The following is a 12383-nucleotide window of genomic DNA, read 5'->3' as shown; positions in this document are numbered from 1 at the left end:
TAAAACGGATTGGGATATTCTGAGACGTGTTTTTCCGTAGCGACTACTTCCATATTTTCTCCAAAGTACATAACGCCCTGTTAAGGTGTGAGCAACGCAATACCGAAGCTTCCGCATACCACCTTAACCACTAAAACCAACGCATGGTAAAAATGCCACGCGTTGCGAATCACTCTTAAACAGTTTGTTAGTCGCGAGGCACCGAGCGACAATTTTAAGCCGAACTAAGCTTTGCGAACAACAAACTTTATGTGCTCTGATGCATTTGAGTCAGGCGTAGTCTCAAAGCGACTACTCAATGAAACCACTTGGAACAAACAACGCCGCAGAAAACGAACTGACAACACCAAAAGGCGCTTTTGAAAAGCTAATCTCACAGTGCGGACTTTCAACGAAGTCACTGAAACCACGTGGAATTTACAACACCAGAGAAAACGTCATTTCAGCGAGTAAATCGGCTATTGTACCGACAAACTCACCGAGCGGAGTTGCAACCAAAAATAGACTCTCGATTGCCCTACTCTATAAGCACCAAAGAACAAAACAACCGCTAGGACAGGTACAAAACTTTGGACTTAAAACAGCTAGAACTAAGCTCTGATGATCTACGATTAATCGGTGTACCAAGCAAACAGCTGCAAAATTTTAAGCTCATAAACATGATTTTGATTGCTAGCTTTTTCTGGCGACTAACGCCGCATTAAGGTGTGAGCGGCGCTTGGCTATCCTTGAGCGAAGCGAAAACGCCAAGCGTTGCGAATCACTCTTAAATGCTTTGTTATGTAAATTAATTCAGCGCAATGTAGACACTAACTTTGCTAGCACTTTCATAGTGCTCAAAATCTGTTGTATATGCCCTTTCATGTTCACAGCTCTGAGAGCTAAAGTAAGACCAAACCGACTGCCACGCAGAAATAACGGCAGCAGGAAACTCACCTTCGGATTCAAACTTTAGGTAAGAGCCAGAAAGTACAGATACTGATGACAGTTCAACATTTGAAGATGAGATTTCGTCCGAACCCATTAATACGTCAAAGTATCCATTCACATCTGACTCATAATTACAGTAAACACTATATGCTCTGGCTCCAGCCTGATAATCAATGACTAGATTTGAGTCGACATACTCAACATGCTTTGGAATGTTAGCCGTCTCGGGGGTCATTTCAATTTCATTGCGGGTTCTTAGGATTAGACCTTGGACTTCAAACCCTTTTACTTCAACGACTTCCATTTTTTACTCCATTTACATAACGCCCTGTTAAGGTGTGAGCAACGCAATACCGAAGCTCCCGCATAACACCTGAAACACTGAATGCAACGCATGGTGAAAATGCCACGCGTTGCGAATCACTCTTAAACAGATTGTTATAGCGCAATGTCACCTTAAACCTATACTTTCCATCAAGTTAGAGTAATTTGACAGAAAGGCTCTGTTTTGGGAAATAAATCGCATGACGTCACCTTCAGGCACTTGCCTAATTTCATAACGAACCATTTCTTGATTCTTATTAACTTTCAGTTTCGAGACAACTTTTTCACCATGATTAGGTGCCCAAACTTCAAACAATGGGAAATCAATATTCAAAATATTCCTAGCTTTATCATCAAATGTGAATTGCTCACCAAAATGCTGGTACGTTAACCAAGTATCAACTGAACCGTAAACACGCTCAAAGAAATCCAAAGGATTTGATGAAACTAATCTCCCTCCCCAAGAAAACAAACTAAATACATATCGAACGCCTTCTGATTCTTTACTAATAAGTTGGAAGGTGGGTAGATAGTATAAGACACCTTTCGTTAGTCCAAATATAGAAATAGGAGTGTTAGCCGAATTAAAAATATGGCATGAGACTTTTGCATTTTCATCAGAGAGTTCAATGCTCTTCATTACAGCAGGTATAGATTTCGACCAAAACACATTGCCTAAAGCTACTTGCTCCATATTAGCTATTAGCTCTAACCATTGCTGTGAAAATTGTGGGGATATCATCTTAGTTAAATAAAAAGATGAACCGCCCTCAATGTACATCGCTTTTTTTATTAGATCATCATCAGAGACGAGGTCACGATTTTCAGTAAATCGCCCATTCCGCAAAGATACTTTTATATTCCAACTATCACTGATGTTTTTGAGTTTCTCTGGATAACCAATTTCGGCGTCATCATATGAAAAACCAGAATGCGGCATTGCTACTAAAAAGTTTTCATCGAGTTGATCTAATTCATCGTCCCAATCAATTGCCTCTTTCAGTTTACTCGCTTCTAGCTCACAGAGTGTTAACAGTGGTGATGAGAACACTATATATATAGCATATGGGTATATAACCCTTTTGTCGCTCTTATCGTGATCACAAGTAAGCAAAAAGTGATCTATTACTCCAACTTTCTTCAACGCATCAGAGATTTTAGTAATATTACGCTCTCTCTCAAACTCACTCCTATAGAAATAAATTTTTTGCATCGGAGAATAACTAATAGGATTAAGATCTGGAGCAGTATCTACCTCTAGTGACGAAATTGGATTTCCAAGCTCATCAATTTCTAGTTGGATACCTTTAGTATGATATGGGGTGATTTTTAAGTATTCAGAAAATGGAACTTTTAGTTCATGCCAAGTTGTCGAAACTAACATCGCTCTTATTGACTTAGGCTCAACACCAAGCTGAAAACTTAATATAGAAAGATACTTGAATAACTCATGTATCCCTTGACGTGCGGCCTGGTCACTTTTTTTCAGTTCAATGACTACGTATTGGCCATACTCGTCTTTTGCTAGAATATCGATTCTACCGCCTGCTCCAAAATCATTTGATAATCGGAATTCTGTTTCAATCAAAGTTAACCCGGATTCAAGAACTTCTAAGTTACTAGCCAGTTTATCTCGAATCACATTTTCATTTATAGACACAAATTATTCTCCTACTATGCGCTATAACGCCCTGTTAAGGGGTGAGCAACGCAATACCTAAGCCGCCGCATACCACCTTAAACACCAAAATGAACGCATAGTAAAAATGCCACGCGTTGCGAATCACTCTTAAACAGTTTGTTAGTCGCAAGGCACCGAGCGACAATTTTAAGCCGAACTAAACTTTGCGAACAACAAACTTTATGTGCTTTGATGCATTTAAGTCAGGCGTAGTCTCAAAGCAGCTACTCAATGAAACCACTTGGAACATAAAACGCCGTAGAAAACGGACTGACAACACAAAAAAGCGCTTTTGGAAAACCAATCTAACAGTGCGGACTTTCAACAAAGTCACTGAAAGCACGTGGAACTTACAACACCAGAGAAGACGACTTTTCAGCGAGTAGATCTGCTTTTGAACCAACAAACTCACCGGGCAGAATTGCAACCAAGAACAGACGCTCGATTGCTCTGCTCTGTCAGCACCAAAGAACAAAACAACCGCTAATACACTTACAAAGCTTTGGACTTAAAACAGCTGAAAATGAGTTTGGACCAACAACGATGAACCTGTGAACCGAACGATCAGCAGCCAAGTTTTGAGCTTAGAAACATGATTTTGATTGCTAGCTTTTTCTGGCGACTAACGCCGCATTAAGGTGTGAGCAGCGCTTGGCTATACTTGAGCGAAGCGAAACTGCCAAGCGTTGCGAATCACTCTTAAATGCTTTGTTATAGCGATTTTCCGACAGGCATACCAAACCTATAATAAAGCTAATTATCAATAGATTAAGCCTATTTTATATTAGGTTTATTTATGATAAACCATAACTCTGACTTACACTATTGATGGAGGCGATATGTCAGAAGATAACTATATTACATGTGATGACTGCGGTACCGAATATCCAGAAGAAGATGGCTATTGTGTATATTGTGATGAAACTAGACCACCTAAAGGTGCTGAATGCGAGTTTTGTGAAAATCCAGCTACTAGTTACGTCCAAGATCACCCTGTTTGTGACGACCATTATGAAGATGCGTACCCGATAGACTAACCGACCTCTGACGCCCTAATATATTTGTGTTAGGGCTCTCAATCTTCGCTATAACGCCGCATTAAGGTGTGAGCGACGCTTGGCTATACTTGAGTGAAGCGAAACCGCCAAGCGTTGCGAATCACTCTTAAATGCTTTGATATGTGCGTACTAAAGACATTGGTACGAACCTAATTCCGTTGAACTCGGCTTCTTCACCTGTTGCTACGAAACCATTACGATTGTAGAACTCAACAGCATTCACCGATGAACGCAGGCTAACTTCACGAGCATCTGTCTGATTGAGCAAATGATTCAATAAAGCACGACCTAAACCTGAACCTTGCTGTGAATTAGCAACAAATAAATGTGTTAGATAATTCCCATCACGTAAAGCAGCAAAACCAAGGACTTCCCCATTTGATACGGCCTTAACGGATGAAAACTTCTCATGGTCAAAAGTTGTCACTAGGTCAGGTAAAACTCTGTCCTTATATTCTTGCTTTCCCTGCTCATTAAACAATGGAAGCACATCCTTGTCTGAGACCTCTGAAACAAGCCTTGTCACTGCTTCTAAGTCCGATTTTAGGACCTTCTGAATTTCCATATTCCCTCCGAGCACATAACGCCGCATTAAGGTGTGAGCGACGCTTGGCTATACTTGAGCGAAGCGAAAATGCCAAGCGTTGCGAATCACTCTTAAATGCTTTGTTAAGCGATATTTACGTTGAACGCATCAATTTGCTCACAATACCATGGAATTACTTTTTTACGAGAAATAGAAGCTCCCCCCAAATTCATGTATTGCAAGTCCGTACTTTGTTTTTCTTTTTGGTATTCTTCATCATTATAGAGGAAGAACTTAAAGCAAGTAGTAAAATACTCAGGGTAAACATCACGGTAGTAATCTTTCGATATGTTTTGAATAGAGAATTCCTCTTCAAACTCATTATAAGTATATTTACCATCTTTCAACATTTTGAAAGATACTGTTGACTTAACTTTTATAATTGAAAGAAAACAAATTACAGGCAAGTAGTTGATGGTATTCTCACTTACTGATGCATAATATATAGCTAAGTTAGTATACGCCCTTTCCATATCACGCAGTGTTAGATTATAGTACTCAGCATAGCATGCGAAAATTCGACATATATCATCTCCATTTTTAGTTAACCAATCAGGAAAGTCTAAAGCGCGATACAAGTAAGATGAGTACTGGAGATAATCATTAGTTTGATTATAGCCATGACGTCTCGGTAAACTAGCCTCTAAATGTATGAATTTTTTCAGGTAAGTGGCAGCATCTATTTCTCCGTAAACGCTACGAATTGACTCTTGAAGCTGTTTTTTATTAATTGTTAACACGAAAACTACATTTTTAGCTGAAAACAAATGTTTGATTTTTTCGATGGTCTCTACGGCATAACTAGGACGACAACGATCTAATTCATCAACAATAATTAGCAAAGGGAATCCCTGAGCATTTCTAATTTTCGTACCCAGTTCTTCGATATTTTTGTTGAATACCTCAATTGAGTTTTTATCGACTTCATGATTATTCAAACGGTCTAAAATAACATTAGAAACTAGATCACCACTATCTTTTGAGATGTCCTTTGCTACATCTTGTAACTCCTCAATATCAGAGTCCTTTATAGCGCCCAAAGTTGCAGTCTTTACTGCGACTTTTGCCGTCCAACCCACAAGTCTTTTACCTACATTAACCGCTTTACTTTTTAGTTGCCCCTTTGAGCTGATTATCTCATCATTTTCCGAAAACTCTGTATCCGTAAATGAAAATACTTCTCCAGCAATATCTAGGAAAGGATCGTTGCTATAGTCATTCTTGAATGCGTCAAAGCAAACTGTTTTTATACCTTGATTTTTTAGATGGAGACGCCACATTCTTATAAAAGTACTTTTTCCTTCTCCCCAATTAGCATCTAGCGATATAACTAAGTTATCTTCAACATTTCGAATAAGGTTGGTTAATTTTTCCGCAAATTTCTCTCTTTCAAAAAGATCACTAGAGAACGGAGAGTCCTCATTAATTTCTAGCTCTGGAACTATAAGTTTCATATAAATCCTCTTTATCGCTTAACGCCCTGCTAAGGGGTGAGCAACGCAATACCGAAGCTGCCGCAAACCACCTTAATCACTAAATTCAACACATAGTAAAAATGCCACGCGTTGCGAATCACTCTTGAGCAGTTTGTTAGGTTTTTACTCAAATAGTTCGTTAAACTTATCTGTATCCCACATAGAAACAATTGGTGAGTCTGATACTACCGCTTTACTAAAGCCATACTTTTCATTTTGACTAACGAAAGCTATAGGAGCATTTTTATAAAGTAAGGCTACTGAGTTACCATCAGCCGACCATAAGAAGCTAAAATCTTGCTCTGCTGTTTTTGCGATAACTGCTACTTCAGAAGCTAGACCTTCATGTAATTGCGGCGGTTCTCCTGCCCTCATTTTCTGTTTCCAAGCGTCCTCGGATACAGGAGCATACTGAATGTATGCGACAGCGTCTCGTTCTGGCTTTTGAGTCCCTGGCTTAGTTAAGTAAAGCACTCCAGATTGGTCAAACTCATCGAGAATTGCATAACGATCAGACACTTTATTATATGAGCTTAAAAACAAACCCTCAGACATTACTACTCCTGACATCAAAGTACACAAGATAAATATTACTTGCTTCATGTTACTCCGAAAACCTAACGCCGCATTAAGGTGTGAGCAACGCGACCACCAACCTTAACCATATCACCGTATACACAAAACCCAACCTTTACACCAAAAGTGCCAAGCGTTGGGAATCACTCTTGAATGCTTTGTTATGCGTCTGATTCAACTAGCGAGAATACCCCATCACCTACTTTTTTAGTCAACTCTTGTGCAAAGTGTTCCGTGTTGCTTATGAGCTTGTTTACTAGACAAAATGTATCATCAATGGATAAGCGATCTAGTAAATAGTTCGTTCGCTTATGCTTTACTTTTATTGCAGTACCCTGTTCAAAAATTTCGATTTCAGGTTCAAGGTGTGTCAACTCAGAGTGAGCCACCATTTTATTTCGATACTCTTGCAACAAAATACTATGTATATCTCTTTCTTGAACCGTTAGCGTCTTGAGAGATTTCTTAGGCAGTTCATTTGGAACGCCTTTTGTTGGTTCCTTGTTTCCGGAAAAAGGCTTGCAATAAGAAACTATAAAGGCGATTTCTGCGGCGCTTTTTATTAGTGGTTCATCGCTATTAACGTATAAATTGAGGTAGTCTTTAGCCTCCTTTAGATCTGTAATAGACTTCATATAACGAATTAATTGCTTGTGCATTTTTTCTCCTGGCGCATAACGCCCTGTTAAGGTGTGAGCAACGCAATACCGATGCTCCCGCATACCACCTTAAACACTAAAGCCAACGCATAGTAAAAATGCCACGCGTTGCGAATCACTCTTAAACAGTTTGTTAGTTTTATTGTTGGCGACTCAGTAACAAGCTTGCTCCAGACATAGCCAAAAAAGTTGCACAACCTCTATTGAAACGCTTTGCCATTTTCGGCTTCGTAAACCACTGCCTTAGGTACATTCCAAATATCGCATAAATCGATATTGCACCCAGTTCTAAAATTAAGAACGTAGCCCCTAAAGCGAAGAACTGTTTATTTACACTCGCTGAAACATCGACGAACTGTGGTAGAAAGGCGGTAAAGATTAAGATCGCCTTTGGATTACCGGCGGCTAGCAGAAATTCTTGTTTAGCCAAACCTAATCGGTTGCGAGTATTTTCTAGTTCAGAAACAGGACTTGCTTCCGAACGCCAAAGATTAAAGGCAATCCACAACAAGTAAGCCGCGCCCACAATTTTGATCGTTAGAAATAGAGTCTCAGAAGCATAGAGCACGACTGCTAAGCCAGAAGCAGCCAAAGCAATCATTACAGCGAATGCAGCAATACGACCAAGCCCAGCAATAAAAGCAGACTTGAAACCGTAACAACGAGCATTGTTCATGGACAATAGATTGTTTGGACCAGGAGTCATATTGAGCGCAAAACACGCAGGTATAAAGAACAATAACTTCCAGATTTCCACAATATTTCCTCCATAAAACTAACGCCTTGTTAAGGGGTGAGCAACGCAATACCAAAGCCACCGCACACCACCTTAATCACTTAAACCAACGCATAGTGAAAGTGCCACGCGTTGCGAATCCCTCTTGAACAGTTTGTTAAACGCACATATCACGCGCCTAATTAAATATTGCTCCACGACCTTCTTGAACTGATAGTTCACCGTACTCTATAGCTTGGTTTACTTTTTTGTAAGGCAAATACACGACAATAGAATAGCCAGAATTATGATCAAGATTAACGGCTATTGCGTCTGAAGCCTTACCTGAAGGAAGCATAATACGAACATCGTAAACTACCGCGGTGGTGCTATATTGTCGATTTGCAGCTGCTTTAAGAAAGGCAGAATTGAGCAAATCAATGATCTCGGATGAAGGTGGGTATTCGCTCCCTTCGAAGACCGATACATCAACAACCTCTCCAGTTAAAGTCATCGCTGCACCATATGGATGAAACTCTCCATACTCAGCTAACATTTTTTCCGCAAAAGGCAGCACCGAGTCAAATAAGTGTTGGGTGTCTTCTTTCCCTTTACCCAAATTGCCTCCAATACAAAATGAACTAAAACATAACAGCAAAGCTATCAAACTCAATTTCACCTGATTAGCCTCCATATGTCGTTTAACGCCCTGCTAAGGGGTGAGCAACGCAATACCTAAGCCGCCGCAAACCACCTTAATCACTAAATTCAACGCATAGTAAAAATGCCACGCGTTGCGAATCCCTCTTGAGCAGTTTGTTAGCTGTGTTTTACAACACGAGCTTTGCTCCCAACATACCAAGAGCTGCGATAGCTACCATCGTAAACCAAAGGTAAATCATAAAAGATAGGGATAACGAAAATAAACCTCTCACAGCTTTATCTGAGTTTGCACCTTCATCGTGCTGTAAGAAGTACGCTAGTTCTGCGGTAGGTATTGATCCAGCAAAGCTCTTAAATTTGAACTTTACCATCATCAAGCCCATTGAGACTGGAAGACTAGATACTAATAAAATGATTCCCACCGAAATCCAGACATTCTCAGGGGATTCATTACCTAAAACTACTGCTGCCCCGATCAACACTAAAAGCATTCCCAGAAAGCCCTTAAAAGATGACAACAATGAGTCTCTTGTTTTTATATACAGCCAGAATAGCGGCTTATCGAATTTTCTCATTTTTCCCTCAAACAGCTAACGCCCAATTAAGTAGTGAGCAACGCAATATAAAAGCTGCCGCATTGCGCCTTAAACACAAAACGCACTGCAAACCATAACTACCACGCGTTGCGAATCTGCTTAAATTGTTTGTTATGCGATTTGTACGCAAACGCTAAATTGGCTAACGAAAACATTACCTTAAACATGGAAAACTACAAACGCGTAGATAACTTTTTGTGATTCAAGAACCAACGGAATCAACATTTCTTGAAAGGCTTCCCACGAGCACAGAACACGACTTTAAAGCGACGATTTGGCTTTTGCTTGTAAGAAACTAAACGAGCCAAAATATCAACAAACACCAGCTTTCCGTAAACTTGCCCTTTCCACACTTTACGCCCGAAAAACTTTCCCCGACCAAATACAATTTTGAATGAGGCAACTTCACGAACTTTTGCATGTTGTGCGGTTTGAGGGATTCAAGAATTTGGATCGAAAATGCTGATTTGCCGAAACCCAAAAGCAATTGGCCAAAGAAATAAAATTTAGAGAAACCTAAAAATTTTGCCTTGTCGCATAACGCCGCGTTAAGGGGCAGCAACGCGCTACCACTAAACTTCAAATTACCACCATAAACACAAATGCCAACACTAGAGCTAAAATCGCCACGCGTTGACTGTCCCTCTTGAACGCCTTGTTAACTTATTACTTTCAATACTTTAGCCTGTTTACTAAGTGATTCTACAACTGAAAAGTGAAACTTTCCTTGGAACTACGCCGAACTTTGAACTGGCTTGAATTTGAACCATTAATGCCATCCTGAGAGTCTCACGGAAATTCATCCACCGATGCTTGGATTGGAATTGCTATTTTCGCCGCTCACCATTGCCAATAGCGCCAACTAAAAACCCAGGACCCAGAACCCAGAACCAGAACCAGAACCAGAACCAGAACCAGAACCAGAACCAGAACCAGAAGAACTTTGACGACTTTTGACGCTTTCGCAAGCAACTTACACAAGCACGTTGATTGATGTAAAAATCAGATTTCAAACTAGCTTTAAAACGCTGATTTATATGCAGTAAGTTAACGCTCTGTTAAGGGGTGAGCAACGCAATACCAAAGCTGCCGCATACCACCTTAATCACTTAAACCAACGCATAATAAAAATGCCTCGCGTTGCGAATCCCTCTTGAACAGCTTGTTAAATGGCAGCCCCAACAGCTAACTTTGCACCGGCAGCCAACATCGTTACTACTGTTGAAATTGCCCCTTGCTTAGACACTTCGGATGCCGCTGAAACAAGTTTTGAGCCTATCGACTCCTGAAGCGAGTTTGGAACCATATTCATTAGTTCAAGAGTTTTCGGAGTTAGTGTAACACTGTAAAACGAACCATCTGATTGAGCCTCAACCCAAATATAACCGGCTTGTTCTAACCAATTTGCTGTTGACTCCACCATTTCTGTCGATTCATAAATGAAATTAGCGACCTCTTCAGTGTTGCCTGCATCTATTTCGTAGTAGTTCGCTAACTTCTCAGCAATATTATGTGTAGAAATGTCTATTCGATGAGGGAAGTTCTCGTAACAAAGCCCAGCAATTTCTGCAACTGTAAGGTTGAACATATCGATATTTCTCATTATTTACCTCTACCATTTAACGCCCTGTTAAGGTGTGAGCAACGCAATACCTAAGCCGCCGCATACCACCTTAATCACTAAAATCAACGCATACTGAAAATGCCACGCGTTGCGAATCACTCTTGAACAGTTTGTTAGGTGCGTAGCCAAAGTTGGTAAAAGTCTGTTTCATCGTGCTTGGGGTTCTTGCACACGAACTCCCAACCATGGCGCTTATAGAATGTGAGAGCTCGATGGTTAATTCGACTTACTGAAAGTACAGCACGCAAACAACCCGCTTTACTCAAAGTGCTTACAATATAATCCTGCACTTTTGGAGCAAGTCCTGAACCACGAAGACTAGGCTTCAAGTAAATGAGATGCACATAGCCAGTTTCAGGCTCGGGAGAGAAGCTACGAAACTCTAACTGCCCTGCAAACTGACCATCCACAAATATATGGATATAGAACCATCCTGATGTTGCTAGCCGATCTAAGACGCGTTCACGATAACCACTGATGAAGTCGTCGAAACCATCGTAATGCCCAAAACTACAAAAGTACGCATCTTTTCTCGCAGCAACGCATAATTCGAAATCATCAATGTTTATCTGTCGAAAAGCAATTTCCATACTTACCTTTTCCTTCAAGCACCTAACGCTCTGTTAAGGTGTGAGCGACGCAATACCGAAGCTGCCGCATACCACCTTAAACACTAAAACCACCGCATAGTAAAAATGCCACGCGTTGCGAATCGCTCTTAAACAGTTTGTTAGGTGATTTTTGTAACCAAATAGACAATACCAGTTAGTCCTACAATCAAAAATGGCACACATAAGAATACTGTTAACTTGAATGCCAACTCACCAGTCTTAACTCGCTCCCATTCCTTTTTAAGGATTTGGGAAGCGATTTTTTGTGCTGATATTGCACATTTTTTGCAACTTTCAAAATCTTGGCTATCTGCCATACACGAAACGTTATTTAGCCATGATAAAAACTCGTTGTTTAAGTTACGTAAACTCGCATTTTTATCATTTTTATTAATTCTTAGCGAAATTGTAACTCTCAATCGCATTATTTTTTGAAAGCTGTCCAAAATTTCTTTTTCTTTGATTTTGATTTCTGCTTTATTTTTTTCTGAACCATTTTGTATCAATTCAGCTCTTTCTTTATTCAAATGGCTGACAAGCATACTTGTACTGAGTAGTTCCGCAGTCTCATCCCGTAACTTATCAATCCATTGCTGCCTAAACTCGGATGTCTTAGCATGCTTTGTATTAAGCATATTGAAGAAAGCAAATGCTGCTGTTACCCACGCAGCAATCACACCAACTATAGCTGTATATATTTTTGGATCATCCAACTTAAATACTCCAATGTACCTATCACCTAACGCCCTGTTAAGGTGTGAGCAACGCAATACAAGAGCTGCCGCAAACCACCTTAAACACCAAACGCAACGCATAGTAAAAATGCCACGCGTTGCGAATCACTCTTAAACAGTTTGTTAACTAACTACGATTTGTAAATATCTA

14 protein-coding genes are annotated in these 12383 nt (G+C 40.1%); 2 read left to right on the top strand and 12 right to left on the bottom strand.

The window, feature by feature from the left end; genetic code table 11:
• The first annotated feature begins 298 nt into the window (after nucleotides 1-298).
• Entirely contained in the window at nucleotides 299-601 is a 303-nt protein-coding gene (locus R7Q48_RS23295) for a hypothetical protein (RefSeq protein ID WP_038892255.1), read from the top strand.
• Nucleotides 602-787: 186 nt separating this feature from the next.
• Here the strand turns inward: R7Q48_RS23295 and R7Q48_RS23290 are convergent, their stop codons facing one another.
• Together R7Q48_RS23290 and R7Q48_RS23285 are read right to left on the bottom strand one after the other, a co-directional pair.
• Nucleotides 788-1234: a GyrI-like domain-containing protein gene (locus R7Q48_RS23290; protein ID WP_130545448.1), complete on the bottom strand. Its 447-nt coding sequence runs from the start codon at nucleotides 1232-1234 to the stop codon at nucleotides 788-790.
• 147 nt (nucleotides 1235-1381) lie between these two features.
• Entirely contained in the window at nucleotides 1382-2914 is a 1533-nt protein-coding gene (locus R7Q48_RS23285; protein WP_318132508.1) for an endonuclease NucS domain-containing protein, read from the bottom strand.
• An 860-nt stretch (nucleotides 2915-3774) separates the two neighbouring features.
• On the opposite strand from R7Q48_RS23285, the gene R7Q48_RS23280 reads away from it, so the two are divergent.
• Nucleotides 3775-3972, top strand: coding sequence for a hypothetical protein (locus tag R7Q48_RS23280; RefSeq protein WP_102248951.1), 198 nt, complete (start codon nucleotides 3775-3777; stop codon nucleotides 3970-3972).
• A gap of 127 nt (nucleotides 3973-4099) precedes the next feature.
• Here the strand turns inward: R7Q48_RS23280 and R7Q48_RS23275 are convergent, their stop codons facing one another.
• The 10 genes from R7Q48_RS23275 to R7Q48_RS23230 form a co-directional block, all read right to left on the bottom strand.
• Nucleotides 4100-4558: a GNAT family N-acetyltransferase gene (locus R7Q48_RS23275; protein WP_256903431.1), complete on the bottom strand. Its 459-nt coding sequence runs from the start codon at nucleotides 4556-4558 to the stop codon at nucleotides 4100-4102.
• 104 nt (nucleotides 4559-4662) lie between these two features.
• Nucleotides 4663-6033, bottom strand: coding sequence for a P-loop NTPase fold protein (locus R7Q48_RS23270; RefSeq protein WP_256903430.1), 1371 nt, complete (start codon nucleotides 6031-6033; stop codon nucleotides 4663-4665).
• 144 nt (nucleotides 6034-6177) lie between these two features.
• Nucleotides 6178-6609, bottom strand: a complete 432-nt coding sequence (locus R7Q48_RS23265) for a hypothetical protein (RefSeq protein WP_256903428.1) — start codon at nucleotides 6607-6609, stop codon at nucleotides 6178-6180.
• Nucleotides 6610-6791: 182 nt separating this feature from the next.
• On the bottom strand, nucleotides 6792-7289 hold the full coding sequence (locus tag R7Q48_RS23260) for a hypothetical protein (RefSeq protein WP_256903427.1): 498 nt from the start codon (nucleotides 7287-7289) through the stop codon (nucleotides 6792-6794).
• Nucleotides 7290-7428: 139 nt separating this feature from the next.
• Complete coding sequence (locus R7Q48_RS23255; protein ID WP_256903426.1) at nucleotides 7429-8046, bottom strand: LysE family translocator; 618 nt, start codon at nucleotides 8044-8046, stop codon at nucleotides 7429-7431.
• 157 nt (nucleotides 8047-8203) lie between these two features.
• Complete coding sequence (locus R7Q48_RS23250; RefSeq protein WP_256903425.1) at nucleotides 8204-8623, bottom strand: hypothetical protein; 420 nt, start codon at nucleotides 8621-8623, stop codon at nucleotides 8204-8206.
• Nucleotides 8624-8834: 211 nt separating this feature from the next.
• A complete protein-coding gene (locus R7Q48_RS23245) occupies nucleotides 8835-9242 on the bottom strand; it encodes a hypothetical protein (protein WP_054577321.1) in 408 nt (135 codons plus the stop codon).
• 1186 nt (nucleotides 9243-10428) lie between these two features.
• Complete coding sequence (locus R7Q48_RS23240) at nucleotides 10429-10866, bottom strand: hypothetical protein (protein WP_140071608.1); 438 nt, start codon at nucleotides 10864-10866, stop codon at nucleotides 10429-10431.
• A gap of 134 nt (nucleotides 10867-11000) precedes the next feature.
• The gene (locus tag R7Q48_RS23235) at nucleotides 11001-11477 is read right to left on the bottom strand and encodes a GNAT family N-acetyltransferase (protein WP_024702472.1); all 477 of its coding nucleotides are present in this window, start codon (nucleotides 11475-11477) and stop codon (nucleotides 11001-11003) included.
• A 140-nt stretch (nucleotides 11478-11617) separates the two neighbouring features.
• Nucleotides 11618-12211, bottom strand: a complete 594-nt coding sequence (locus R7Q48_RS23230; protein ID WP_213987838.1) for a hypothetical protein — start codon at nucleotides 12209-12211, stop codon at nucleotides 11618-11620.
• Nucleotides 12212-12383: the final 172 nt, after the last annotated feature.

The sequence above is a fragment of the Vibrio sp. 378 genome, from assembly GCF_033339435.1.
Note: the sequence above shows the minus strand (reverse complement) of the source record. Positions and strands in the feature narration are given on the sequence as shown.